This window comes from Pseudomonas sp. (assembly GCF_017744435.1).
Classification (GTDB): Bacteria; Pseudomonadota; Gammaproteobacteria; order Pseudomonadales; family Pseudomonadaceae; genus Aquipseudomonas.
This window is the reverse complement of the sequence record NZ_JAGIBG010000023.1, coordinates 1-26,927: the sequence shown is the minus strand read 5'-3', so window position 1 is coordinate 26,927 and position 26,927 is coordinate 1. Positions and strand designations below refer to the sequence as shown.

Annotated in this window: 22 protein-coding genes; 17 read left to right on the top strand and 5 right to left on the bottom strand. The window is 65.1% G+C overall.

From position 1 onward, the window contains the following. Positions 1-45 precede the first annotated feature (45 nt). From J7573_RS16435 to J7573_RS16360, 16 genes are all read left to right on the top strand, one after another. Positions 46-396: a hypothetical protein gene (locus tag J7573_RS16435; RefSeq protein ID WP_294337329.1), complete on the top strand. Its 351-nt coding sequence runs from the start codon at positions 46-48 to the stop codon at positions 394-396. Between the two features lie 142 nt (positions 397-538). Then, complete coding sequence (locus J7573_RS16430; protein ID WP_294337327.1) at positions 539-1,714, top strand: M20 aminoacylase family protein; 1,176 nt, start codon at positions 539-541, stop codon at positions 1,712-1,714. A gap of 84 nt (positions 1,715-1,798) precedes the next feature. Continuing rightward, positions 1,799-3,109, top strand: a complete 1,311-nt coding sequence (locus J7573_RS16425; RefSeq protein WP_294337324.1) for a citrate-proton symporter — start codon at positions 1,799-1,801, stop codon at positions 3,107-3,109. After that, positions 3,106-4,563, top strand: coding sequence for an amidase (locus J7573_RS16420; protein ID WP_294337323.1), 1,458 nt, complete (start codon positions 3,106-3,108; stop codon positions 4,561-4,563). The genes J7573_RS16425 and J7573_RS16420 overlap by 4 nt, the downstream gene beginning before the upstream one ends. Positions 4,564-4,632: 69 nt before the next feature. Then, complete coding sequence (locus tag J7573_RS16415; RefSeq protein WP_294337322.1) at positions 4,633-5,406, top strand: IclR family transcriptional regulator; 774 nt, start codon at positions 4,633-4,635, stop codon at positions 5,404-5,406. A 190-nt stretch (positions 5,407-5,596) separates the two neighbouring features. Continuing rightward, complete coding sequence (locus J7573_RS16410; protein WP_294337320.1) at positions 5,597-6,256, top strand: ABC transporter ATP-binding protein; 660 nt, start codon at positions 5,597-5,599, stop codon at positions 6,254-6,256. Next, positions 6,253-8,697 carry an FtsX-like permease family protein gene (locus J7573_RS16405; protein ID WP_294337318.1) on the top strand — a complete coding sequence of 815 codons (2,445 nt, stop codon included), beginning with the start codon at positions 6,253-6,255 and terminating at the stop codon, positions 8,695-8,697. Before J7573_RS16410 ends, J7573_RS16405 begins: the two co-directional genes overlap by 4 nt. Then, positions 8,687-9,751, top strand: a complete 1,065-nt coding sequence (locus J7573_RS16400; protein ID WP_294337314.1) for a lipocalin-like domain-containing protein — start codon at positions 8,687-8,689, stop codon at positions 9,749-9,751. The genes J7573_RS16405 and J7573_RS16400 overlap by 11 nt, the downstream gene beginning before the upstream one ends. A gap of 201 nt (positions 9,752-9,952) precedes the next feature. Beyond that, on the top strand, positions 9,953-10,687 hold the full coding sequence (locus J7573_RS16395; protein ID WP_294337313.1) for a gluconate 2-dehydrogenase subunit 3 family protein: 735 nt from the start codon (positions 9,953-9,955) through the stop codon (positions 10,685-10,687). Positions 10,688-10,690: 3 nt separating this feature from the next. After that, complete coding sequence (locus tag J7573_RS16390; RefSeq protein ID WP_294337311.1) at positions 10,691-12,475, top strand: GMC family oxidoreductase; 1,785 nt, start codon at positions 10,691-10,693, stop codon at positions 12,473-12,475. 12 nt (positions 12,476-12,487) lie between these two features. Continuing rightward, on the top strand, positions 12,488-13,726 hold the full coding sequence (locus tag J7573_RS16385) for a cytochrome c (RefSeq protein WP_294337310.1): 1,239 nt from the start codon (positions 12,488-12,490) through the stop codon (positions 13,724-13,726). A gap of 275 nt (positions 13,727-14,001) precedes the next feature. Then, complete coding sequence (locus tag J7573_RS16380; RefSeq protein ID WP_294337307.1) at positions 14,002-15,024, top strand: LacI family DNA-binding transcriptional regulator; 1,023 nt, start codon at positions 14,002-14,004, stop codon at positions 15,022-15,024. 69 nt (positions 15,025-15,093) lie between these two features. Then, a complete protein-coding gene (locus J7573_RS16375; RefSeq protein WP_294337305.1) occupies positions 15,094-15,873 on the top strand; it encodes an AP endonuclease in 780 nt (259 codons plus the stop codon). Then, positions 15,866-16,816, top strand: coding sequence for a sugar kinase (locus J7573_RS16370; protein WP_294337303.1), 951 nt, complete (start codon positions 15,866-15,868; stop codon positions 16,814-16,816). Before J7573_RS16375 ends, J7573_RS16370 begins: the two co-directional genes overlap by 8 nt. Positions 16,817-16,879: 63 nt before the next feature. Beyond that, positions 16,880-18,172, top strand: a complete 1,293-nt coding sequence (locus J7573_RS16365; RefSeq protein WP_294337300.1) for an MFS transporter — start codon at positions 16,880-16,882, stop codon at positions 18,170-18,172. Positions 18,173-18,181: 9 nt separating this feature from the next. Then, complete coding sequence (locus tag J7573_RS16360; protein WP_294337298.1) at positions 18,182-19,156, top strand: D-glycerate dehydrogenase; 975 nt, start codon at positions 18,182-18,184, stop codon at positions 19,154-19,156. 126 nt (positions 19,157-19,282) lie between these two features. Here the strand turns inward: J7573_RS16360 and cprA are convergent, their stop codons facing one another. The 5 genes from cprA to J7573_RS16335 form a co-directional block, all read right to left on the bottom strand. Next, positions 19,283-20,431, bottom strand: coding sequence for a cationic peptide resistance protein CprA (cprA, locus tag J7573_RS16355; RefSeq protein WP_294337295.1), 1,149 nt, complete (start codon positions 20,429-20,431; stop codon positions 19,283-19,285). A gap of 404 nt (positions 20,432-20,835) precedes the next feature. Continuing rightward, positions 20,836-22,452 carry a BCCT family transporter gene (locus tag J7573_RS16350; protein ID WP_294337292.1) on the bottom strand — a complete coding sequence of 539 codons (1,617 nt, stop codon included), beginning with the start codon at positions 22,450-22,452 and terminating at the stop codon, positions 20,836-20,838. Positions 22,453-22,535: 83 nt separating this feature from the next. Beyond that, positions 22,536-23,672: a hybrid-cluster NAD(P)-dependent oxidoreductase gene (locus J7573_RS16345; protein WP_294337289.1), complete on the bottom strand. Its 1,137-nt coding sequence runs from the start codon at positions 23,670-23,672 to the stop codon at positions 22,536-22,538. A 4-nt stretch (positions 23,673-23,676) separates the two neighbouring features. Next, on the bottom strand, positions 23,677-24,933 hold the full coding sequence (locus tag J7573_RS16340) for an aromatic ring-hydroxylating dioxygenase subunit alpha (RefSeq protein WP_294337288.1): 1,257 nt from the start codon (positions 24,931-24,933) through the stop codon (positions 23,677-23,679). A 115-nt stretch (positions 24,934-25,048) separates the two neighbouring features. Further along, positions 25,049-25,978, bottom strand: coding sequence for a LysR substrate-binding domain-containing protein (locus tag J7573_RS16335; protein WP_294337285.1), 930 nt, complete (start codon positions 25,976-25,978; stop codon positions 25,049-25,051). A gap of 278 nt (positions 25,979-26,256) precedes the next feature. Between J7573_RS16335 and J7573_RS16330 the strand changes: the two genes are divergently transcribed. Beyond that, a partial coding sequence (locus J7573_RS16330) for an ATP-binding cassette domain-containing protein (RefSeq protein ID WP_294337283.1) occupies positions 26,257-26,927 on the top strand: 671 nt, incomplete at its 3' end.

Here is a 26,927-nt window from a genome sequence, read left to right as displayed (position 1 = left end):
ATCGCGCCAGCCCTTGAAATGACCTGAGTTCAAACGGAGTTTCAAATGCCCGCAGGGACGACCAAACGCAAGAAAAAGCCACCGCACCCCGGTGGTGATGTGCACGAGCACCTCGTAGAAATGGATTTCTGGGTAAAGTGCGCCTACCTGTTCACGCCGGCGTTCCTGGCGCTTTTTGCCGGCCTCAATGCCGTATTGATAGCTGTCTATGTCTACCCCGTGATCAGCATGCTCTACTTCATCATCCGCCACCGTTACCTGAAAAGCGTACCGCCAGAGAAGCTGGTCCATGTGGTGCCCTGGAGTCATATCTATGAAGGGCGCAGCCTCTCCATGATCATCCTGAATTTCTGGGTGCTGGCGGGTGGCTACGCGCTCTACAATCACTTTTTCTAAGGTGGTTCCACTGGGTGGAACCACATTCGTTTGTACTCCCTCGCCACTCGCGCTTATCTGTCGCCAAGCACGACCTGCCTTCCCCGTCGTGATCTCAAAGCGAACAACAAGAACGGGACCCACCCGCGCGAGGAGATTCCCCATGCAGCAACACCAGCACATCCTGGCCTGGCTCAACGACGTGGCCAGCGACCTGCACGCCATCCGCCACGATATCCATGCTCACCCTGAACTCGGTTTCGAAGAAAGCCGCACCTCGGCCCTGGTCGCCACGCTGCTGCAACAGTGGGGCTACGAGGTGCACACCGGCATTGGCAAGACCGGTGTGGTCGGGGTGCTGCGCAATGGCAGCAGCCCGCGCAAGCTGGGCCTGCGCGCCGATATGGACGCGTTACCGATCCACGAGGCCACCGGCGCCGCCTACAGCAGCCGCCACCAGGGCTGCATGCACGCATGCGGCCACGACGGCCATACCACCATGCTGCTGGGTGCGGCGCGCTACCTGGCGGCGACGCGGCAGTTCGATGGCACGTTGACGCTGATTTTCCAGCCGGCCGAGGAGGGCCAGGGCGGGGCCGAGGCGATGCTCGCCGATGGGCTGCTGGAGCGCTTCCCCTGTGATGCGCTGTTCGGCATGCACAACATGCCGGGTTTGCCGGCAGGGCACCTGGGCTTCCGTGAGGGGCCGATGATGGCTTCGCAGGACCTGTTGACGGTCACCCTCGAGGGCGTTGGCGGGCATGGTTCGATGCCGCACCTGACAGTCGACCCGCTGGTGGCGGCGGCCAGTGTGGTGATGGCGCTGCAGACTGTGGTAGCGCGCAATATCGATGCCCAGGAGGCGGCGGTGGTCACGGTCGGCGCGCTGCAGGCGGGCGAGGCGGCCAACGTGATTCCGCAGCAGGCGCTGCTGCGCCTGAGCCTGCGGGCGCTGGATGCCCAGGTGCGGGCGCAGACCCTGGAGCGGGTGCGGGCGATCATCGTCAGCCAGGCCGAAAGCTTTGGCTGCAGGGCCAGCATCGAGCATCGGCCGGCGTACCCGGTGCTGGTCAACCATGCGGCGGAAAACGCCTTCGCCCAGCAGGTCGGCGAAGCGCTGCTAGGCGCAGCCAAGGTCGACGGCAACACCCGCAAACTGATGGGCAGCGAGGACTTCGCCTGGATGCTGCAGCGCTGCCCGGGCGCCTACCTGTTCATCGGCAACGGGGTGCAGCGGCCGATGGTGCACAACCCGGCCTACGACTTCAACGACGACATCCTGCTGACCGGCGCCGCCTACTGGGGCGCCATGGCCGAGAGCTGGCTCAAGCCGGCCTGACTTCCCCTGTATTGACGACTGCCGCTGGAACCCGGGCGCGGCTGCGCCTGGGTGATCACTTGAACAGAAGATGGAGTGTTCCGCATGCAGATTTCCAATACAGGCGCGTCGCGTACCCGGCAAGTGGTCGCGGCGGTCATCGGCAATGCGCTGGAGTGGTATGACTTTATCGTGTACGGCTTTCTGGCGAGCATCATCGCTCGCCAGTTCTTCCCCTCGGACGATGAATACAGTTCGCTGCTGATGGCCCTGGCCACCTTTGGCGTGGGCTTTTTCATGCGCCCGGTGGGTGGAGTGCTGCTGGGTGTGTATTCCGACCGCAAGGGGCGCAAGGCAGCGATGCAGCTGATCATCCGCCTGATGACGGTGTCGATCGCCATGATCGCCTTCGCCCCCAACTACCTGGCCATCGGCATGGGCGCGCCACTGCTGATCGTGGTCGCGCGCATGCTGCAGGGTTTTGCCACCGGCGGTGAGTACGCCAGTGCCACGGCGTTCCTGGTGGAGAGCGCGCCGGCCAACCGCAAGGGCCTGTACGGCTCGTGGCAGTTGGTGGGGCAGTGCCTGGCGGTGTTCTCCGGGGCGGCGATGGTCGCGCTGGTCACCCACCTGTGCACGCCTGAGGCGTTGGACAGCTGGGGTTGGCGGATCCCGTTCGTGCTTGGCCTGTTGATCGGCCCGGTGGGGCTGTGGATTCGCAAGCACATGGAAGAGCCCGAGGAGTTTCTGGAAGCACGCAAGCAGGCCAAGGGCCAGGCGCCGAGCCTGGGCCAGGTACTGCGTGAGCACCGCCGCGCGCTGTTGGTGTCGATGGGCCTGGCCTGCGGGGCGACGGTGTCGTTCTACGTGGTGCTGGTGAACATGCCGACCTTCGCCCACAAGAACCTTGGCCTGCCGCTGGACCAGGTGTTGCTGGTGCAGATGCTCGCGGTGGGCCTGATGACCGTGGTCATTCCCCTGGCCGGCGCGTTGTCGGACCGGCTTGGTCGGCGGCCGGTGCTGATGGCCTTCACCCTGGCGTTCTTTGTCATGGTCTACCCGCTGTATGTATGGGTGGCTGCGGCGCCGTCGATCGAGCGCCTGCTGGTGATGCAGCTGCTGCTGTGCAGCGCCATCGGCGGCTTCTTCGGCCCGGCGCCGACCGCCCTCGCCGAGCAGTTCCCGGTCGAGGTGCGTTCCACTGGGGTGTCGGTGGCCTACAACGTGGCGGTGATGGTGTTCGGCGGCTTCGCGCCGCTGATCGTCACCTGGCTGAGCAAGGTGCTCGGCACCCCGGTGGCGCCGTCGTTCTACGTGCTGTTCGCCTGCCTGTTGACCCTGCTCGGCACCTATTGCCTGAAAGAAGCACCGCGCGCCGGTAAGTCCGTCGCCTACAACCTTGGAGTGAAACCGTGAACGCGTTAGCTATCGACCCGATCGTCGCCCTCGACGCCGAAGCCCTGTCCCGGGCCATTCATGCCCGTCAGGTGGCGTGCCGCGAGGTGATGCAGGCTTACCTGGGCCATATCGAGCGCTGCAACCCGCAGGTCAATGCGCTGGTGTCGCTGCGCGGCGCCGATGAATTGCTGGCCGAGGCCGATGCGTGCGACGCCGAACTGGCGCGTGGCCAGTCACGCGGCTGGATGCACGGCATGCCCCAGGCGATCAAGGACCTGGCCGCCACCGCCGGGCTGCGCACCACTCTGGGCTCGCCGCTGTTCGCCGAGCAGGTGCCGGCACACGACGCCATCAGCGTGGCGCGGGTGCGGGCGAGCGGGGCGATCATCGTCGGCAAGAGCAACGTGCCGGAGTTCGGCCTGGGCTCGCAGAGTTACAACACGCTGTTCGGCACCACTACCAATGCCTACGACTTCACCCGCGTCGCCGGTGGCAGCAGCGGTGGCGCGGCGGCGGCGCTGGCCATGCGTCTGCTGCCGGTGGCCGATGGCAGCGACATGATGGGCTCGCTGCGTAACCCGGCGGCGTTCAACAACGTGTTCGGCCTGCGCCCATCGCTGGGGCGGGTGCCTTATGGGCCGACACCGGAGCTGTTCGTCCAGCAACTGGCCACTGAGGGGCCGATGGGGCGCAGCGTCACCGATGTCGCCCGCTTGCTGACGGTGCAGGCCGGGCATGATCCGCGGGTGCCGTTGTCGCTCAATGACGGCGGGCGGGATTTCGCGGCCGGGCTGCAACGTGACTTCAAGGGGGCGCGGATCGGCTGGCTGGGTGACTACGACGGCTACCTGCCGATGGAAGACGGCGTGCTGGGCCTGTGCGAGGCGGCCCTGGCCGATTTCGCCGAGCTCGGCTGTGAAGTCGAGGCCTGCCAGCCTGCGTTCGACCAAGCCCGGTTGTGGCAATGCTGGCTCACCCACCGCCACTTCCTGGTGCACGGCAACCTGGCGGCAGCCTATGCCGACCCGGGCAAGCGGGCGCTGCTCAAGCCCGAGGCGCAGTGGGAAGTGGAGGGCGGCTTGCAGCTCAGCGCCGCCGCTGTCTATCAGGCATCAGTGGACCGCAGCGCGTGGTACCAGGCGTTGAACAGGCTGTTCGAGCGTTACGATTTCCTGCTGTTGCCCTCGGCCCAGGTGTTCCCTTTCGACGCAGCCGAGGCGTGGCCGAATCAGGTTGGGGAACGGACCATGGACACCTATCACCGCTGGATGGAGGTGGTGATCGGGCCGACCCTGGCTGGCCTGCCGAGCATGAGCGTACCGGTCGGTTTCAATGCCGCCGGGTTGCCCACGGGCCTGCAGATCATAGGCCCGGCCCAGGCCGACCATGCCGTGCTGCAGCTGGCCTACGCCCATGAACAGCTGACCCGTTGGGTGGAACGGCGCCCGCCGCCAAGCCTGCTGGCACGCTGAACAGGCTGGCCCGGCCCGTATCTTGCTGGGCATGATGACCATCCACGCACAGACAGGGAGGTCGGATACATGGGCACAGCGACAGACAGCGGTGGCGTGCGCTCGGTGGAGCGCGCGCTGGCCATCGTCGAACTGCTTGGCGAGCATCAGGCCCTGGGCCTGGAAGAGTTGCATTACCTCACCGGCCTGCCCAAGGCCACGGCCTCGCGCATGCTTGCCACCTTGCAGGAACAGGGCTGGGTCTACCGCGGCCTGAGCGACCGGCGTTACCGGCTGTGCGCCCGCCGCCTGTTCGGCGACCGCCAGCAGCGTTTCAAGCGCCAGCTGGTGGAAAGCGCCGCGCCGCTGCTGCTGGAACTGAGCGAGCGCACCGGGCTGGTGGTGGACCTGTCGTGCTTTGACGGCGAGCGGCTGGAGGTGATGGAAAGCGCGATTCCGCAGGTGTTGCGCAAGCGTTACCCGAACAACTGCCAGATCGTCGGCCAGCATGCCAGCCTGTTCCATTCGGCAATGGGCCGGGCGTGTCTGAAGGAGCTGGCGGTGGACGAGGTGCGGCGCCTGGCTGGGCATGAGCGGGTGGGCGGTGAAGAGCTGCTGCGTGACCTGGAGGGGGATGCGCACAAGGGCTTCGGGCAGCGCACCGAGGGGTATTGGGAGTATCCAGTGCGCTTGCCGTTCCTGATCCGGGCGATCGCCTTGCCGGTGCGGGTGCAGGGGCAGTTGGCCGGGAGCATTGCCTTGCACTGGCCGCTGGACCAGGCGCCGGTGGAGCGGGTGTTGAGCCTGCACCTGAACAGCCTGGCGGCGACGGTGGGCGAGGTGCAGCATGCCTTGGTGAACTAGGTCGCTTTTAAGGGCCTCTTCGCGGGTGAACCCGCTCCCACAGGTACTGCACAGACTTCAAGTCCGAGGTGATTCCTGTGGGAGCGGGTTCACCCGCGAAGAGGCCCTCGAATGCAACCCATCCATTTGCCAGCAAGCGTTAAATGCAGCTATGCCTAAGGTCTGACCTTAGAAAAAGGCCAAAGCCCCCATGCTGGTCATCGAGCACCTGCACAAATCCTTCCCCACCGCCCAGGGCCCGCTCCAGGTCCTGCGCGGCGTCGACCTGACCCTCTCCCGCGGCAGCAGCCTGGCCCTGATGGGTGAATCCGGCAGCGGCAAAAGCACCTTGCTGCACCTGGTCGCCGGCCTCGACCGCGCCGACAGCGGGCGCATCCTCATCGACGGCGAACCCTTGCACGGCCACGGCGAAGCCGCTCTGGCCCGCTGGCGTCGGGAGGGCATTGGCCTGGTGTTCCAACAATACAACCTGATCAGCAGTCTCGACGTGGCGGCCAACCTGGCCTTCCAGGCGCGCCTGGCCAAGCGCCACGACCCGCAATGGCTGGCCTACCTGGCCGAGCGCCTGGGCTTGGTAACGTTGCTGGGCCGCTATCCAGAGCAGTTGTCGGGCGGCCAGCAGCAACGGGTCGCCATCGGCCGAGCACTGGCCAGCCGGCCGGCGCTGTTGCTCGCCGACGAACCCACCGGCAGCCTCGACGAAGCCAGCAGCGACGAGGTGCTGGCCTTGCTCCTGCAACTGGTCGGCGAGGCCGGCAGCAGCGTGCTGATGGTGACCCACAGCCCGCGCCTGGCCGCCTGCCTGCAGCACTGCTGCGTGCTGCACCAGGGCCGGGTGCAAGGCTCATGAACCACCTGCTGATCACCCTGCAGGCGCTGGGCAGCCATTGGTGGCGCCATCGCTTGCAGTGCCTCAGCATCTTTACCGGCCTGTGGCTGGCCACGGCCCTGTGGACCGGTGTGCAGGCCCTCAACGCCCAGGCGCGCAGCGACTATGCCCAGGCCAGCGCCGTGCTGAGTGGGGCGGCGCACCGGCAGATCGTTGCCCGTGATGGGCAGCACTTCGACCAGGCGCTGTATGTGCAACTGCGCAGGCAAGGCTGGCAGGTGACGCCAGTGCTGGAGGGGCGTTTGCGCCTGGTCGGCGAGCCAGCCGTCTCCGTCAGGCTGATCGGCATCGAGCCGCTGAGCCTGCTGCCGGGCATGGCCGTCGCCGGTGCCGACCCGGCGAGCTTCGACTTGCAAGCCTTCATCGGCACACCCGGACAAGCCTGGGTCGGGCCGGATACCTTGCGCCAACTGGCGGGCAAGTTGCGCACGGTCGATGGCCAGGCGTTGCCGCCACTGATCCTCAACGAACAGTTGGCGCCCGGCGTGATGCTGGTCGATATCGGCGTGGCCCAGGCCTTGCTGGAGGCGCCGGGTCAGCTTTCACGGCTGATCAGCGACACCGACCAGCCGCTGCCGCCGGCCTTCGCCGAACATTTGCAGGTACAGCCAGCGGACGATGACACCGACCTGCAACACCTGACCGCGAGCTTTCATCTCAACCTGACGGCCCTCGGCCTGCTGGCTTTCGTGGTCGGGCTGTTCATCGCCCATGCGGCCATCGGCCTGGCGCTGGAGCAACGACGGGGCTTGATGCGCACGTTGCGCGCGTGTGGTGTCAGCCTGAAGGTGCTGCTGGCGGCACTGGCCCTGGAGCTTGGGTTGTTCGCCGTGGTGGGTGGCCTGGCAGGTGTGGCAGCGGGCTATCTGCTGGCAGCACTGTTGCTGCCTGATTTTGCTTCCAGCCTGCGTGGCCTGTATGGCGCTCAGGTCTCCGGGCATCTGCACCTGCCGCTGTACTGGTGGCTGGTGGGCATTGCCGTGAGCCTGCTTGGCGCCTTGCTGGCGGGCATCGACAGCCTGTTGCGCGCAGCCCGGTTGCCCTTGCTGGCATTGGCTCAACCGCAGGCCTGGCGCCTGGCCCAGGTGCCCTGGCTGAAGCGCCAGGCACTGGCCGCGGCAGGGTTGGCGCTGATTGCCCTGGGCTGCGGCGCCTTCGGCAACAGCCTGTCCAGTGCCTTCACCCTGCTTGCCGCGCTGTTGCTTGCAGCCGCATTGTTGTTGCCGGGCGCGCTGGCCCTGTTGCTCGCCGGCCTGGCGCGGCATACCCGGCGGCCACTGGCGCAGTGGTTCGTTGCCGACAGCCGCCAGCAATTGCCGGCGCTCAGCCTGGCGCTGATGGCATTGCTACTGGCATTGGCCGCCAGCGTCGGCGTGGGTGGCATGACCGAAGGTTTCCGCCGCACCTTCGTCGGCTGGCTCGATCAGCGCTTGGCTGCGGAGCTGTATGTCACACCCCGCGATAGCACTCAGGCGCTGCAGATCTTTCAGCAGCTGCAGCATGACCCTGACGTCAACGCCGTGTTGCCAAGCTGGCGAGTGGAATGGCGCCTGCTGCAGTGGCCGGTGCAAGTGCAAGGGGTGATCGATCATCCGTTCTACCGCAGCCACTGGCCGCTGCTGGAGCAGGCTCCGGACGCCTGGGAACAGTTGGCCAAAGGGCAGGGCGCCATGCTCAGCGAGCAATTGGCGCGGCGCCTTGCTGTAGGGATCGGGGATGCGGTGCAGCTGCCGGACGACCCGCCACAAAGCATGCGGGTGGTGGGCATTCACGCCGACTATGGCAACCCGAAAGGGCATGTACTGGTCAATGCCGACTGGCTGCGCCAGCATGCGCCGGCGGCCAGCCTGAGTGGCCTGAGCCTGCTGATCCGGCCCGGGCAGATGGCCTCGGTCAAGGACACCTTGCAGCGTTTCGGCCTGGACGAATCGCAAGTGGTCGAGCAGGCCAGCCTGAAAGCCTGGTCGACGCAGATATTCAGCCGTACCTTCGCCGTCACCGCAGCCCTGAACAGCCTCACCCTCGGCGTCGCCGGCGTGGCGCTGTTCATCAGTCAGCTTACTCTGGGCCAGCAGCGCCTGGGGCAGCTGGCACCGTTGTGGGTGCTGGGTGTGCCACGCCGCTGGCTGGCCTGGCTGAGCCTGGGGCAGACGCTGATGCTCAGCGGTTTCACCGTGCTGCTGGCGATCCCCCTCGGGCTGCTGCTGGCCTGGTGCCTGGTGGCGGTGGTGAACGTGCAGGCATTCGGCTGGCGGTTGCCCTGGCATGTGTTTGCCAGCCAGTTTGCGCAACTGGCCGCGCTCGGCGTGCTGACCAGCCTGCTGGCCAGCGCCTGGCCCTTGTGGCAACTGGCGCGGCGCCAGCCGGGCGAGCTGTTGCGGCGGTTCGCCGATGAGGGTTGAAACCTGGCTGTTGCTGGCTTGCCTGCTGCTGGCCGGGTGTGACGCGCCTGCGCCGCCGGCCAGGAGCTATGCCGGCCTCGGTGCCGAGGCGGCAGCGTTCAAGCAGGTTACCCGCGACACCGCGCTGGTGTTCCCCCGCGACCACGGTGCCCACGACGGCTATCGCATCGAGTGGTGGTACGTCACCGCCAACCTGCGCGATGCCCAGGGCCGTGACTGGGGCGTGCAATGGACGCTGTTCCGCTCGGCCCTGCGCCCCGGTCCCGACACCAAAGGGTGGAACAGCCCCAACCTGTGGATGGGCCACGCCGCCCTGACCGACCCGAGCGGTCACCAGGTCAGCGAAACGCTGGCACGCGGCGGCATCGGCCAGGCCGGCGTCGAAACCGGGCCGTTCCGTGCGTGGATCAACGACTGGTCGCTGCAAGGCGACGACAGCATCCGCCGCCTGCAGATGGGTGCCAGCGGCCAGGGATTTCGCTATGACCTGACCCTGGCCAGCGACCAGCCGCTGGTGCTGCACGGCGATCATGGTTACAGCGAGAAGTCCGGCAAGGGCCAGGCTTCGTACTATTACAGCCAGCCGTTCTACCAGGTCAGCGGCGAGGTCGTACGGGACGGGCAGCGCATCGCGGTGACCGGGCAGGCCTGGCTTGATCGGGAGTGGAGCAGCCAGCCGTTGGCGGCCGGGCAAAGTGGCTGGGACTGGTTCTCGCTGCACCTGGGCAGTGGCGCCAAGCTGATGCTGTTTCAGGTCAGGGAAGACCAGGGGCAGCCGTACCGCGCCGGCACCTGGGTTGGCCCTGACCGGCAGGTGCGCGCGTTGCAAGGGGCTGAGGTCGAGCTGACGCCGCTGGCCTGGACCGACCAGGCCAACGGCAAGCGTGTGCCGACCCGCTGGCGGGTGCGGGTGCCCTCGGTAGAGCTGGATGTGCAAGTCGAGGCGGTGCAGGCCAAGGCCTGGATGGGCACACGGTTCCCCTATTGGGAAGGGCCTGTGCGGGTGAGTGGCAGCGCACAAGGGCGGGGGTATCTGGAGATGACGGGGTACTAGCGCAGTGATGTACTGATGCTGAGGGCTCTTCGCGGCTAAAGCCGCTCCCACAGAGGGAAAGTGTCAAGGCTCAAGATGTCGCATGCTCTGAAACCGGTTTCAAAAGATTTCCAAACCAGCTAGATTACGCGGCTTTGCCGGCCCCGACCGGACACCAGATGGCGCAACCCAAGGCCGCCCCATAGCTGATGAGGACCCGAAATGCCTGAGCATGCCCCCGACAACCCGCGTCGGGACTTCCTGCGCAAGACCTTGACCCTGATCCCGGTGGTCACCGTGGCAAGCACCGGCCTTGGCGCCAGTCAGCTACTCGCTGAACCGGTGCACGAACCCAAGGTGCCGGCCACCCCACCTGCGGGCAACTATCAGCCAACCTTCTTCACCGCCGAAGAATGGGCCTTCGTGCAAGCGGCCGTGTCGCGCATCATCCCCGCCGACGAACTCGGCCCTGGTGCGCTGGAAGCGGGCGCCGCCGAGTTCATCGACCGCCAGATGAACACCCCTTACGCCACTGGCGCCCAGTGGTACATGCAAGGCCCGTTCAAGGCCGACGCCGCTCCGGAGCTCGGCTACCAGCTGCAACTCAGCCCGCAACAGATCTACCGCCTGGGCATCGCTGCCACGGAGGCGTGGATCAAGAACGCCAGCGGTAAAACCTTTGCCGAGCAAGATAGCGCTACCCGAGACAAGATTCTCGGCAAGATCGAAGCCGGTGAGATCGTTTTCGAGCAGTTGCCGGCCAAGCTGTTCTTCAGCCTGCTGGTGCAGAACACCCGCGAGGGCTTCTTCTGCGACCCGATTCACGGCGGCAACAAGGGCATGGTCGGCTGGACGCAGATCGGCTTCCCGGGTGCCCGGGCAGATTTCATGGACTGGGTCGAGCGCAACGAGCCGTATCCGTTCCCGGCAGTTTCGATTCGCGGCGAGAGGGCGTAAGGCATGGCCAATGCAATGAAGAAGGCTGACGTGGTGATCGTCGGTTTCGGCTGGGCCGGCGCGATCATGGCCAAGGAGCTCACCGAAGCCGGACTGCAGGTGGTGGCGCTGGAGCGCGGGCCGATGCAGGACACCTACCCGGATGGCAGCTACCCGCAGGTGATCGACGAACTGACCTACAGCGTGCGCAAGAAGCTGTTCGTCGATGTGTCGAAAGAGACCGTCACCATCCGCCACAGCGTCAACGATGTCGCGCTGCCCAACCGCCAGCTCGGCGCCTTCCTGCCGGGCAAGGGCGTCGGCGGTGCGGGCCTGCACTGGTCGGGCGTGCACTTTCGGGTCGACCCGATGGAGCTGCGCATGCGCAGCCACTACGAGGAACGCTACGGCAAGCGCTTCATCCCCGAAGACATGACCATCCAGGACTTCGGCGTCAGCTACGAGGAACTCGAACCGCATTTCGACTTTGCCGAAAAGGTCTTCGGCACCTCCGGCCAGGCCTGGACGGTCAACGGCAAGCGGGTTGGCGAAGGGAAGGGCGGCAACCCCTACGCGCCTGACCGCTCCAACCCGTTCCCGCTCGAAGCGCAGAAGAACGTGGTCTCGGCCAAGCTGTTCGAAAAGGCCGCGGCCGGCCTCGGCTACAAGCCCTACAACCTGCCGTCGGCCAACACCTCCGGGCCGTACACCAACCCGTACGGTGCGCAGATGGGGCCGTGCAACTTCTGCGGGTTCTGCAGCGGCTACGTCTGCTACATGTACTCCAAGGCCTCGCCGAACGTGAACATCCTGCCGGCGTTGCGCCAGGTGCCGAACTTCGAGCTGCGCGCCAACGCCCATGTGCTGCGGGTGAACCTCGACGACAGCAAGCGCAAGGCCACCGGCGTGACCTACATCGACGCCCAGGGCCGCGAAGTGGAGCAGCCGGCGGACATCGTCATCCTCGCCGCATTCCAGTTCAACAACGTGCGCCTGATGCTGCTGTCTGGCATCGGCAAGCCGTATGACCCGGTCAAGAACGAAGGCGTGGTCGGGCGCAACTTCGCCTACCAGAACATGGGCACGGTCAAGGCGTTCTTCGACAAGGACACCTACATCAACAACTTCATCGGTGCCGGCGGCAACGGCGTGGCCATCGACGACTTCAACGCCGACAACTTCGACCATGGCCCGCACGGCTTCGTCGGCGGCTCGCCGATGTGGGTCAACCAGGCCGGCAGCCGGCCGATCGCCGGCGTCGCCAACCCGCCCGGCACGCCGGCCTGGGGCAGCGCCTGGAAAAAGGCCACCGCCGACTACTACACCCACCAGGTGTCGATGGACGCCCACGGCGCGCACCAGTCGTACCGCGGCAACTACCTCGACCTCGACCCGACCTACCGCGATGCCTATGGCCAGCCACTGCTGCGCATGACCTTCGACTGGCAGGAAAACGACATCAGGATGAACCAGTTCATGGTCGACAAGCTGAGCAAGATCGCCCAGGCGATGAACCCCAAGTCCATCGCCATTCTCGGCAAGAAGGTCAAGGAACACTTCAACACCGCCAGCTACCAGACCACCCACCTCAACGGTGGCGCAATCATGGGCAGCGACCCGAACACCAGCGCGCTGAACCGCTACCTGCAGAGCTGGGACGTGCACAACGTGTTCGTCCCCGGTGCTTCGGCATTCCCCCAGGGCCTGGGCTACAACCCCACCGGCCTGGTGGCGGCGCTCACCTACTGGTCGGCCCGGGCGATCCGCGAGCAGTACCTGAAGAACCCCGGCCCGCTGGTCCAGGCTTGAGGAGCGATGAACATGAAGAACCTGTTGATCGCAACCTTGCTGCTGGGCGCCACGGCGGCGGCCCAGGCCGATGATGCCCTGGTGAAGAAGGGCGAATACCTGGCCCGCGCAGGTGACTGCGTGGCCTGCCATACCGCCAAGGGCGGCAAGCCCTTTGCCGGCGGGCTGCCGATGGAAACCCCGATCGGCACGGTGTATTCCACCAACATCACCCCGGACGCCAGCGGCATCGGCCAGTACAGCTTCGCCGACTTCGACCAGGCGGTGCGCAAAGGCATCGCCAAGAACGGCAGCACCTTGTACCCGGCCATGCCGTACCCGTCCTACGCGCGGGTCAGCGACGACGACATGCAGGCGCTGTATGCGTACTTCATGCAAGGCGTCGAGCCGGTTGCCCAGCCCAACAAGCCGACCGATATCCCGTGGCCCCTGAGCATGCGCTGGCCGCTGTCGATCTGGCGCGGGCTGTTCGCCCCCGAGGTGCAGGCCTGGCAGGCGCCAGCCGGCGCAGACCCGGTGGTCAGCCGTGGCGCCTACCTGGTCGAAGGCCTAGGCCACTGTGGCGCCTGCCATACCCCGCGCGCCCTGACCATGCAGGAAAAGGCCTTGAGCCCGGCGGATGGCGAGCAATTCCTGGCCGGCAGTGCGCCGCTCGAAGGCTGGATCGCCAAGAACCTGCGCAGCGACCACAAGGACGGCCTGGGCAGCTGGAGCGAAGAGCAGCTGGTGCAGTTCCTCAAGACCGGGCGCAGTGACCGCAGTGCGGTGTTTGGTGGCATGAGCGATGTGGTCGAGCACAGCATGCAGCACCTGAGCGATGCCGACCTGACTGCCATCGCCCGCTACCTGAAGACCTTGCCGCCGAGCGATCCGAACGACCAGCCGCACGTGTATGACCAGCAGGTGGCCGATGCCTTGTGGCAGGGCGACGACAGCAAGCCGGGGGCGTCGGTGTACATCGACAACTGCGCGGCCTGCCACCGCACCGATGGCCATGGCTATACCCGGGTGTTCCCGGCGCTGGCCGGCAACCCGGTGGTGCAGACGGCGGATGCCACCTCGCTGATCCATGTGGTGCTGGCGGGCGGCACGGTGCCGGCGACGCACACGGCGCCGTCGAACTTCACCATGCCGGCGTTCGGCTGGCGCCTGAGTGACCAGGAAGTGGCGGATGTGGTCAATTTCATTCGCACCAGCTGGGGTAACCAGGGCAGCCCAGTCAGCGCTGCCGAGGTGAAACACCTCCGCTAAGGCTGACACTTCCTTCTGTGGGAGCGGGCTTGCCCCGCGAACACCGGCGAAGCCGGTGCCAGACACCGCGTCGCCTGCTTCGCGGGACAAGCCCGCTCCCACAGGTTTCTAAACAAATTCTTCTATAGATCATAAAGTTAGGGTGCATACTTACTGCCTTACCTCATACTCCCTGTAATTCCCCGGCAAAAGGGAGGTTGACGAACGCGCAAGGTTTTGCTGTATTGAAACCGGTTTCATTCGCCGTCACCGACAACAATCACAAGGGACCCGCAATGACCGATTCACCCTCCAACCCCCGCGAGCGGGTGACCATCAGCGAAGTGGCACGCGTGGCCGGCGTGTCCAAGGCTACGGTGTCGCGCTACATCGGCGGCGATCGCCAGCTGCTGGCCGACGCCACCGCCAAGCGCCTGGAAGAAGTCATCGAGCGCCTGGGCTACCGGCCCAACCAGATGGCCCGCGGCCTCAAGCGTGGCCAGACACGCCTGATCGGCATGCTCGTGGCCGACATTCTCAACCCCTATTCAGTGGCCGTGATGCATGGCGTGGAAACCGCCTGCCGCCAGCATGGCTACAGCCTGGTGGTGTGCAACACCAACCGCGACGACGAGCAGGAGCGCCACCACTTGACGGCCCTGCAGTCCTACAACGTCGAAGGGCTGATCGTGAACACCCTCGGCCGCCACCCTGGCGAACTGCTCAACCTGCAGCGCGACATCCCCATGGTATTGGTCGACCGGCAGTTGCCAGAGCTCAAGGTCGACCTGGTCGGCCTGGACAACGCCGATGCCATCGAGCAGGCCCTGGACCACCTGCAGGCGCAAGGCTACCGCGACATTCTCGCGGTCACCGAACCGCTGGATGGCACCAGCTCGCGCCTGGAGCGAGTGCAGGCCTTTACCGCGTCGATCAGCAACCGCAATGGCATGCGCCAGCAGCTGCTGGAAGTCGATGCGGGGTTGCCGGCCAAGCTCGGCGCCTTCCTGGCCAGCAAGGGCCATGGCCCGCAGGCAATCTTCACCTTCAACGGCGTGGCGACCTTGGCAGTCACCCGCGTGTTGCACGATTCGGGCTGCAAACTGTTCAGCGAAGTGGGCCTGATCGCTCTCGACGAACTGGACTGGTACCCCCTGGTCGGCAGCGGCATCACCGCACTGGCCCAGCCCACCGAGCGCATCGGCGTGGCCGCGTTCGAGTGCCTGCTCGAACGCCTGCGCGGCAGCCATGACGCGCCGCGACGCATCGATTTCAAGGCACAGCTGATTACCCGAGGGTCCACTCAAGCACACGAATAATCCGCAGGCAGCAGGGCTGCCTGCATGGCTGCAATCAAAAATGAAACCGGTTTCATAAGGATAAGAACAATGCACGCGAACCCCGTTTCCATCAGCCTCTCCAGCTACGGCGCCAGCCTTGTGCGGCAACGTGGCCAGATGAGCTTTATTGATCTGCTGGCGGCTGCTGGCGTCAGTCGCATCGAACTGCGCGAAGAGTTGTTCGACGAAGCGCCCGACACTGTCGCGCTCTCGGCAGCGATCGCAGCCTCAGGCCTGGAATGCCTCTATTCCTCGCCGCTGGAACTGTGGACGGCGCAAGGCCAGCCAGCCCCGCAACTGCCGGCGAAGCTGGCGCTGGCCAAGGCCCTGGGCGCCGTGGCGCTGAAGGTTTCACTCGGGCATTACCATGAGCAATGCGATGTCGGTGCCTTGCAGGCACTGCTGCGCGAAGATGACCCTGTGTTGCTGGTGGAGAATGACCAGACCCCACAAGGCGGGCGTATCGAGCCGCTGCTGCGGTTCTTCCGGCATGCCCAGGGCTGGGCGCTGCCGCTGGGCATGACCTTCGACATCGGCAACTGGCAATGGCAGGGCGAGTCCGCGTTGCAGGCCGCTCGCCAACTCGGCCACTGGGTGCGCTACGTGCACTGCAAGGCCGTGCAGCAAGGCGCAGATGGCCGTTTGCACGCCGTTCCGCCGAAAGCGGCCGACCTGCTGGCCTGGGAAGCGCTGTTCGACGAATTCAGCCCTGGGCTGGTGCGTGCGGTCGAATACCCGTTGGTAAGCGATGACCTGTTGGCGCTGACCCGTGCGCAGGTGCATAACCTGGCGCGCCTGGGGCTGGGTGAGGAGGTGAGCCATGCGTGAGCATGATGTGCTGTGTTTCGGCGAAACCATGGCCATGTTCGTCGCCGAGCACAGCGGTGACCTGGCCAACGTCGGCAACTTCGGCAAACGCATCGCCGGCGCCGACAGCAACGTGGCCATCGGCCTGGCCCGGCTGGGCTTTCGCGTGCGCTGGCTGAGCCGGGTCGGCGATGACTCGCTGGGGCGTTTCGTACTCGCCGCCCTGCGCCAGGAAGGCCTGGATTGCAGCCGGGTCGAAGTCGATGGCAGCCGCCCGACCGGCTTTCAGCTGAAAAGCCGCTGCGATGATGGCAGCGACCCGGTGGTGGAGTACTTTCGTAGCGACTCCGCCGCCAGCCGCCTTTCTACCGCGCTGCTCGACCCGGCGCTGCTGCAGGCCCGCCACCTGCATGCCACGGGCATTCCACCGGCGCTTTCGGCCAGCTGCCGGGCATTGTCCCATGCCCTGATCGACGGTATGCGCGAGGCCGGGCGGAGTATTTCCTTCGACCCGAACCTGCGCCCGTCACTGTGGCCCGACCGGGCGACCATGGTCCGTGAAATCAACGCCCTGGCCGTGAAGGCCCACTGGGTCCTGCCCGGCCTGGAAGAAGGCCGTTTGCTCACCGGCCAGCACACCCCCGCTGACATCGCGGCCTTTTACCTCGACCAGGGGGTGGAGCACGTGGTGATCAAGCTGGGCGATGCGGGGGCCTACTACCGCAATTGCCATGGCGCGGGGCAGGTCGCCCCGGTGCCGGTGGCCCAGGTGGTGGACACCGTAGGCGCCGGCGATGCCTTTGCCGTCGGCGTGGTCAGCGCGCTGCTCGAAGGTCGCCCGCTGGCCGATGCGGTGGCGCGCGGCAACTGGTGCGGCAGCCGCGCCGTGCAATCCCGCGGTGACATGGAAGGCCTGCCACACCGTCACCAACTCCACGCGCACGAACTGCGCAGAAGTGCCTGAACCGCTGAACGCCGGCTTGCCGGCCCTGTTGCGACAAGAACAACAAGCTCAGGAGAACGTTTCATGCAATCGACTCGCCTCGCACCACGCCGCTGGTGGTACATCATCCCGATCGTCTTCATCACTTACAGCCTGGCCTACCTGGACCGCGCCAACTACGGCTTTGCCGCGGCCTCGGGCATGGCCGACGACCTCAAGATCACGCCTGTACTGTCCTCGCTGCTGGGGGCGCTGTTCTTCCTCGGCTACTTTTTCTTCCAGGTGCCTGGCGCGATCTACGCCGAAAAACGCAGCGTGAAGAAGCTGATCTTCGTCAGCCTGATCCTCTGGGGTGGCCTGGCGACCCTGACCGGGATGATCAGCAACGTCTACCTGCTGATCGCCATCCGCTTCCTGCTCGGCGTGGTGGAAGCCGCGGTGATGCCGGCCATGCTGGTGTACCTGTGCCACTGGTTCACCCGCGCCGAACGCTCGCGGGCCAACACCTTCCTGATGCTCGGCAACCCGGTGACCATCCTGTGGATGTCGGTGGTGTCGGGTTACCTGATCAAGCACTTTGACTGGCGCTGGATGTTCATCATCGAAGGCCTGCCGGCGGTGCTCTGGGCTTTTATCTGGTGGCGCCTGGTGGATGACCGGCCAGCCCAGGTGAAATGGCTCAGCGAGCAGGAAAAGGCCAGCCTGCAGCAGGCCCTGGCGGCGGAGCAGCAAGGCATCAAGCCGGTGAAGAACTACCGCGAGGCGTTCCGCTCGCCACAGGTGATCGTACTGTCGCTGCAGTACTTCTGCTGGAGCATCGGTGTATACGGCTTCGTGCTGTGGCTGCCGTCGATCCTCAAGCAGGCGGCCAATGTCGACATTGTCGAGGCCGGCTGGCTGGCGTCGGTGCCGTACATGGCGGCGGTGCTGGGCATGATCGGGGTGTCCTGGGCGTCGGACCGGCTGCAGAAGCGCAAGCGCTTCGTCTGGCCGCCACTGCTGATCGCTGCCGTGGCGTTCTATGGCTCCTACGCACTCGGTACCGAGCATTTCTGGCTGTCCTACACGCTGCTGGTGATTGCCGGGGCGTGCATGTACGCACCTTATGGCCCGTTCTTCGCCATCGTCCCGGAGATCCTGCCGAGCAACGTGGCCGGTGGCGCCATGGCGCTGATCAACAGCATGGGCGCGCTGGGTTCGTTCGGGGGTTCGTGGCTGGTGGGCTACCTGAACGGCGCCACCGGTGGCCCGGGTGCCTCATACCTGTTCATGTCGGGCGCGCTGCTGGCTGCAGTGGCGCTGACCGCCGTACTGAAAACCTCACAGACCTCAGGCCGCGCCAAGCGCGGCGGCCCACTCCTGGCCATGAGCCAATAGGAATCTGCCATGAAGAAACGCATCGTCTTGTACAAACGCCTGTCCGACGCCTTGCTGGCCAGGCTGGAGGAACAGGTGGAGGTGACCTGGGTGGACACCGCCGCCGCAGATGGCCTGGCGCGTCTGCGCGACGCTTTGCCAGGCGCCCATGGCCTGCTGGGCGCCAGCCTGCGCCTGGACAGCGAGCTGCTCGACCTGGCACCGCAGCTGGAGGTGATTTCCAGCGTGTCTGTGGGGGTCGACAACTACGACATCGCCGACCTGACACGGCGCGGGGTGATGCTGACCAACACCCCTGACGTACTCACCGAAACCACTGCCGATACCGGCTTCGCCCTGATCCTGGCCACCGCGCGGCGGGTGGTGGAACTGGCCGGCTGGGTGCGTGAAGGGCATTGGCAGGCGAGCCTGGGGCCGGCACATTTCGGTACCGATGTGCATGGCAAGACCCTCGGCATCGTCGGCATGGGGCGCATTGGTGAAGCGTTGGCGCGGCGCGGCGCGGCCGGCTTCGGCATGCGCGTGCTGTACCACAGTTCGCGCGCCAAGCCTGAGGTGGAGGCGCGTTATGCGGCGCGCTATTGCAGCCTGGAGGCGTTGCTGACCGAGGCGGATTATGTGTGCCTGACGGTACCGCTCAGTGCCAGCACCGAGGGGCTGATCGGCGCCCGCGAGCTGGCGCTGATGAAGCCCGAGGCGATACTGGTGAACATTGCCCGTGGGCGGGTGGTGGATGAGGCCGCGTTGATTGAAGCGCTACAGCAGAAACGGATTCGCGGGGCAGGGCTGGATGTGTTCGTGCAGGAGCCATTGGCAGCTGATTCGCCGCTATTGCAGCTCGATAACGTGGTGGCGACGCCGCATATCGGCTCGGCGACCCATGAAACGCGGGAGGCCATGGCGCGTTGTGCGGTGGACAATCTGCTTAGCGCCCTGGCAGGCCAACGTCCACCGAATCTGGTCAATCACAACAGCCCAGCATGAACACAAATCCCCTGTGGGAGCGGGCGTGCCCGCGAACACCGGCGCAGCCGGTGCCATGCACCGAGTCGCCTTTTTCGCGGGCATGCCCGCTCCCACAGGGGCCGGGTAAGGGCTTAGTAGAGTGGGTTACTTGAAGTCCCACTGCATCTGGGTCGCGATGCTCACCCCGCTGGACGACTTCACACACACATCCAGGTAATCGGTAAAACGCGGCGGCACAGCGATGCCTTCTTCGAGCAGGCGGCTGTTGTCGAACAGGTAGTTGAGGTCGGCAAAGCCGCTGTACAGGCGCAGGGCACGCAATACCAGGCGCGGGTTGGCCGGGCCGATGCGCGCTTCGAAGTCCTGCGCCAGGCTTTTCAGGTCATCGACATCGACCTTGCGGTAGCGCTCGCCTACCGGCTGCGCGCCGTTGGCATGGGCGAAGGCCTGGTCGATCTCACCGAAGGTGCAGGCGGCCTGGTGGCCAGCCGAGATGTGGTACAGGTTGTGCTCCAGGCGTGGCTTGAGGGTGAGGCCGATCAGCGCTTCGGCGCAGTAGTCGACCGGGATCACGTCGATCTGCTCGTCCAGCTCGCAGGTGAAGCTCTCCAGCGCGAAGCCCATGCGGAACACCCAGAAGATGCTCGCCGACGCCTGACAACCGAGGGTGCGGTGGCCCACCACGATGGACGGGCGCGCCACCACCAGCGGCAGTTGCGGCAGCTGCTCGCTCATGCGCCGTTCGATTTCTGCTTTCGATGCGGTGTAGTCGACCAGCTGCTGTTCGGCGGCCGGGAACTCCCACGACTCGCTGATCGGCGACTCGCGCTGCGGGCCGCAGCTCATCGCCGTGCCCACGTGCAGGAAGCGCTTGAGGCGCGTCGAGCGGCTCATCACCTCGGCGAAGGCGTAGGTGCCTTCGACATTGACCGGCCAGATGTTCGGGTTCTTCGAGAAGGAGGCCACCGCCGCACAGTTGATCACCCGGTCGATTTGCATCAGCCGCGGCGTGGCCTCGGCCAACCAACCGGTATCGAGGAAGTCGCCGCACAGGATCTGGTCGGCGCGCAAGGCCAGGCAGTCCTGCTCTTCAACGCCGTGTTGGCGCAGGTTGTCGCGCAGGCGCTCGAGGCCTTGCTCCTGGCTGTCGGCGCGCACCAGAAAACACAGGTTGGCGCTGCGGCCATTGGCAATCAGTTGGGCCGTTACCGAACCACCGAGAAAACCGGTGGCGCCAGTCAGCAGCATATGTTCGTGTAGGTCGAAGTTGATATGTGGGGCAGGCGCGTTCATAAACTTCCTCTGAAAAGTTTATTGGCGTGGATCGAGGTTTGAGCTCATGCCTGGAGCGCGCAGGGACTGGCGTTCAGCTCGGAGCGAGGCGATTGTCAGGGCGTTGGGAGGGAAGTTGCAATTAACGAAATGCGGGTTTCATATGAAACAAAAGTTAATGAAAGTTTTAGCCTTCATTAATTAAGAGATGCGCATTGCAAGGTTGCCAGAGGCTTTGTTATCAGTAAGTGAGACGAATGTGAAAAATACCTTCGGCCTTGCTCAATTGCGATCCCTGTGGGAGCCGCGCTTGCCGGCGATGGGCCGCAACGGGGCCCCACGATTTCAAGGTTGTTTCATAAATTGCCGGGGCCGCTTCGCGGCCCATCGCCGGCAAGCGCGGCTCCCACATAGATGCGGCTCGCTTAAGTGGTCAGTTCGCTGGCCAAGGGCTCAGGCGCGATGGCTGGCGCAAACACCTGCTCATTGCTGCGCAAGCTGCGCATCAGGCTGTACCCGGTCAGCAGCATGTAGATAGCAATCGGCAGGCCGACCACGATGCTGGCCATCTGGATTGCCAGCAAGCCCCCGGCAATCACCAGGCTGCCCGCAATCGCACCTTCCAGCACGCACCACAGCACGCGTATCCAGTTGGGCGGGTCGATGCTGCCCAGCGAGTTGAGCATGCACAGCACCTGGGTACCGGCATCGGCTGCGGTCACGAAGTGCACCGCCAGCAACAGGCAGATGATCACGCTCAGCACCGCGCCCAGAGTCGGGCCGTCGAGGCGGTCGAGCAGGGTGAACATCGCCGTGGTAGTTTCCTTGCGCGTGGCTTCGAGAATCGGCCCGCCCTGGAAGGCACCGGCAGCGGTCTGTTCGGCGACCGGCAGTTTTTCGTAGGCGTGGCGCACCTGTTGTTCATCTTTCAACGCAGTGCCGCCGAACACCGCCATCCACAGGATGGTCACCACGGTGGGTACCAGTAGCGCGCCGAACACCAGTTCGCGAATGGTCCGGCCACGGGAAATACGGGCGATGAACAGGCCCACGAACGGCCCCCAGGTCATCCACCACGGCCAGTAGAAGGCGGTCCAGCTCTTCTGCCAGGCGCTGTCGGCCTGGGCATCGGTCCAGAAGCTCATGCCGATGATGTTCTGCGCGTAGTCGCCGGCCGATTCGAACAGCAGGTTCATGATGTAGTTGGTCGGGCCCAGGCCCAGCACCACCAGCATCAGGCCCAGGGAAATCCACATGTTCAGGGTCGACAGGCGCTTCATGCCCTTGGACACCCCGGCCACCAGCGAGATCGAGGCAATCACCGTGACCACGGCGATGATGCTCAGCTTGAACGACAGGCTGACCGGGGTGCCGAACACCTGGTGCATGCCCATGTTGATCTGCTCGACGCCCAGCCCCAGCGACTGCGAAACCCCGAACGCCGTCACCGCGCCGCCGATGATATCGACGGCATGGCCGATCGGCCCGTAGATGCGGTTGCCGATGATCGGGTAGAGGATCGAGCGCAGCGCCAGCGGCAGGCCTTCGCGGTAGGCGAAGTAGGCCAGGCCCAGGCCGATCACGGTAAAGATCGCCCATGGGTGCAGGCCCCAGTGCAACAGGGTGATGCGCATCGCCATCGATGCGGCCTGGTCGGTCAGGCCCGGGGTGAACGGGTTGCTGGCGTAGTGCAGGACGGGTTCGGCAACCGACCAGAAGATCAGCCCCACGCCCATGCCGGCACTGAACAGCATGGCAATCCAGGCGGCAAAGCTGAATTCCGGTTTTTCGTCGGGGCGGCCGAGCTTCAAGGTGCCGTGGCGGCTGAAGGCGATGTACACCAGCACCCCGAGGATGCCGCTGACCAGCGCCAGGTAGAACCATTTGAGGTGGTCGAGGATGGCGTCGGAGGCGCTTTTGAACACACCCGCGGCCTGGTCGCCGTGGGCGGCGCAGAGCACCACGAAGGCCACGACAATGGAGAGGGACCCTACCGTCACGGTAGGGTTGAGGCCTTTGAAGAGGCCTTGTTTTGCACGCATCGGCTCTATCCTTTTTATTGTTGCAGGCGGGCGCTGGAGCGGCCCGCCTGGCTGCGTCGCGGGTGTTGCAAGGGACTATGGATTCAGAGGTCGATCACCAGGTCTGAAGTGGGGCGGCTGCAGCACAGCAGGCGCAGGCCTTTGTCGATCTCGCGCTGGCGGATGCCGCCGTTGTGGTTCATTTCGACGCTGCCTTCGAGCACGGCGGTCTTGCAGGTGCCGCATACACCCTGGCTGCAGGAGGAAGGGACCACCGCACCGGCCTTCTTGGCGGCGGCCAGGACGGTCTGGTCGGCGCCCATGGTGAAGGTCTTGCCGGAACGGGCCAGGCGCACGCTGAAGGTATCCAGGGCCTGGCCAGGGGCTGCGGGTTCGGGCTCCGGCTGCAGCTCGGCGCTGATGTCGAAGCTTTCCTGGTGATAGCGCGCCAGGTCGAAGCCTGCGCCGGCCAGCAGGCCCTTGGCCGCATCCATGTAGCCCTTGGGCCCGCAGGTGAACACCGCGCGTTCCATGAAGTCGGGGATCTGCTGCTGCAGCACCTCCAGCGACAGGCGCCCGAGCGGCCCGGCCCAGTCCGGCTCGTCACCCAGGCTTTCGCAGAAGAACAGCGTGCGCAGGCGCGGCATGCTGCGCTCAAGGCGTGCCAGCTCGTCGCGGAAGATGATGTCCTTCGGCGTGCGCGCACTGTGCACGAAGACAATGTCCAGGTCCGCGTGCAGGTCGGCGGCAGCGCGGGTCATGGCCATCAGCGGGGTGATGCCGGAGCCGGCCGACAAGTACAGCAGCTTGCGCGCCGGGCCGACCACCGGGGTGAAGATGCCCGCCGGGCCGGAGGCCGCGAGGGCGCTGCCCGGCTGCAGGTTGTCGTGCAGCCAGTTCGACACCACGCCACCCGGCACCCGCTTGACCGTGATAGAGAAGGTGAACGGCCGGGTCGGCGTCGACGACAAGGTGTAGCAGCGCGACACGCTGCTGCCGTCGATCACCGGCGACACGGTGAGGAACTGCCCGGGCTCGTAGGCCAGGGCATGGTGGTTCGGGCTGTGGAAGGTGAAGGTCTTGACGTCGTGGGTCTCGTTGACGACGTTCAGGCACTCGATGCGCTGGCTGTCGCCGCTGGCCCACTGGGCGCCGTGGGCGGCCCAGTGGTCGGTGTCGGCGAAGCGCTGGTCGGCGCGCAGGCTGGCGATGTTCGCGGTAATGGTCTGCAGCATGCTCATGGCCTCACACTCCGTGCGCGGCGAGGCGCGAGGTGTACCAGCGGGCGAACTGGTCGACGTAGGGCTCGGTGAAGGTGGAGTAGGGGCCGGGAACGAAGGCTGGGTCCTGGGTGCCGCTGTGGGTGATGGCGACCAGTGCGGCGTCCTGCTGGGTGGTGGCAACCCAGACTTCGGTCAGGCGCTGCAGGTCGTAGTCCACCCCTTCCACGGCGTCGCGATGCACCAGCCACTTGGTGCGCACCAGGGTGCGGTCCGGCGACAGCGGGATGATCCAGCTGATCATGGCGTGGTCGCTCATCACGTGGGCCCAGGCGTTGTTGCCCCACAGGTGGGTATCGCCAAGGTCGCGACGGGTCAGGTTGCCCAGCAGCTTGCTGCAGGCGACCTTGGTGTCGAGGGTCTGCGATTCGCCGCTGCCGGCGATGATCATGCGCTGGGTGCGGAACTGGGTGGGCGAACTGTCCTGCAGGTGCTCGACGGTTTCATACAGCAGGCCGTCGCTGGCCCAGTCGGCCTCGATGCCGGCCTTGCGGATCTGGTAGGCATCGTAGGAGGCGCGGGCTTCCTCGCTCATTTCTTCGAGGCTGACGCCGAGGTCTTCGGACTGGTACGAGACGATCAGCTCCGGGTGGGTACCGGCGCAGTGGTAGCACTCACGGTTGTTTTCCATCACCAGCTTCCAGTTGCCGTTCTCGATGTAGTCGAGCTCAAAGGCAATGCGGGTGTTGGTCAGGTCGAAGGGGGCGAAGCGCGGGCCCATGACCTCTTCGAGGTCGCTGATGTCGTCTGGCGGGTTGTCGGCCAGGCAGATCAGCACGTGGCTGCCGATCACCTTGCAGTGCACCGGGATCAGGCTGCGGCACTTGGGGTCGAAGGCCTTGCCCATGTGGCTGGCGTGCCTGAGGCTGCCGTCCAGGTCGTAGGTCCACTGGTGGTAGGGGCAGACCAGCATGCCGACAGTGGACTTGCCCGGTTCCTTCAGGCGAGCACCGCGATGGCGGCAGACGTTGCGGTAGGCGCGGATCTGCTCGTCATCGTCGCGCAGGATCAGCACCGAGGCCTTGCCGATGTCCACGGTGAAGACATCGCCCGGCTCATCGACATCTGCAGTAACGGCAACCTGGATCCAGTGCTTGTTGAAGAAGATATCCATATCCGTTTCGAAGATATCCTGGCGGCTGTACAACTCGCCATTCATGCCAAAACCGGGTTGGCGTGATTCAACAAGTTCGCGATGGGATTTGATTATCGGGCGGCTCATAGTTGACCTCGGGCACTCTTATTCTTTAATGACCAAACTGCTGGTGGCGATTATCGAAGTGCCCCACTAGAGCGTCAATGCGCTTAATTTTCCGCTTTGCATTACTTCAGGTTATTCAAAAACTGCCACTTTGCAGCCATTGCACCAGTGCCGCCATGTGCGGGTTTTTCGGCCGTCCATGGGGCGCTACCAGGTAGTAGGACTGTTCCGTGCGCACCGAGAAGGGTTGCAGGCGAACCAGCGCGCCGCTGGCCAGCAGGTGCTCGACCAGCCGGCCCCAGCCCAGAGCGATGCCATATCCCTGCAGTGCCGCATTGATGGCATCGGTGTACAGGCTGCAGCGCAGGTTGTAGTGCAGTGCGCCAGGGGCGCCGCCTTTCTCGCGGAACCAGCTCGGCCAGGCGACCCAGCCCTCGGAGGTGGAGTCCGCATCCAGCAGCCCGGCGCCCGCCAGTGCTTCCAGGCTGGTGGGCATCGGGTTGCGCGCCAGCCAGGCGGGCGAGCACACCGGGAAGACTTCTTCGTCGAACAGCAAGGTGGCCTCGCCATCGTCCCAATGGCCATCGCCAAAACGCACGTCGAGGTCGCAGTTGCGGGTGCGCAGGTCGCCGGTGAACATCTGCGTGGCCAGGCGCAGCTGCACCTGCGGCAGGGTGCTGGCCAGCTGGTTCAGGCGCGGCATGATGCGCAGCTGCGAAAATGGCGCGGTCGAGCCCAGCACGATTTCCTGGCGGTTGCAGCCCTGGTTGATCTGGTCGAAGGCACTGGCCACCCGTTGCAGCGACTCGGAAATGCTGGCGAACAGGATGTCGCCGGCATCGGTCAGGCTGATGTTGCGGTGTGCGCGGTGGAACAGCAGCGCGCCGAGGTTTTCTTCGAGCACCTTGACTTGCTTGCTGACCGCCGCCTGGGTCACGCCCAGCTCGGTGGCGGCCAGGGTGAAGCTGTTGAGCCGGGCCACGGCCTCGAACTGCAGCAAGGCGGTCATCGACGGGATGATCCGGCGGTAGCCCTTGTGTTTCTGGGCGCCTGATGGGTTGTTCATGGTCGTCCGAATCTTGTTGTTGTATGCAGTGCACGGGCAGGGCGCCCCTGAGCCAGATGATGAGCAGGGCCAAGGGCGGCGGATATTACGGTTATGACAATAAATAGAATGCCGTGGCACAGCGGGCTGCCAGGGGCGGGGCTTTATAATACAAATTGACACGGATATACAATGCGCCTGCCGAGGGCCGCGTTACATTGCCAAAAAAGAAGTTTGCCTCGCTCGCCATTGCGGGCCGCCTGCCAATTATTGGTCATAAATATAATAATGAGGGTCGTATGTACCAAGGCGATGAAATACTTTCGGTAAACCATATCTTCAAAGTGTTCGGCAATAATCCGGACATGGCCATGGAGATGCTGCGCAACGGTGCCGACAAGCACGAAATCTTCAGCAAGACCGGCCACGTCGTCGGCGTGTTCGATGCCAGCTTTTCCGTCAAGCGAGGCGAGATCTTCGTCATCATGGGCTTGTCCGGTTCGGGCAAGTCGACCATGGTGCGGTTGTTCAACCGCCTGATCGAGCCCACCTCCGGCAGCATCCACCTCAACGGCAAGGAAATCACCGGGCTGTCGGACAAGGCCCTGCTCGACGTGCGCCGCAAGGAAATGGGTATGGTGTTCCAGTCCTTCGCCCTGATGCCGCACATGAGCGTGCTGGAAAACACCGCGTTTGGCCTTGAAATCGCAGGTGTGCCCGAAGCCGAGCGCCACAGCCGTGCCCGTGAAGCGCTGAGCCAGGTGGGCCTGGCCGGCCACGAGCACAGCTACCCGCACCAGCTTTCCGGCGGCATGCAGCAGCGCGTGGGCCTGGCCCGGGCGCTGGCCAACGACCCGACGATCCTGCTGATGGACGAGGCGTTTTCCGCCCTCGACCCGCTGATCCGCAGCGAGATGCAGGGCGAGCTGATGCGCCTGCAGGCCGAGCAGCAGCGCACCATCATCTTCAT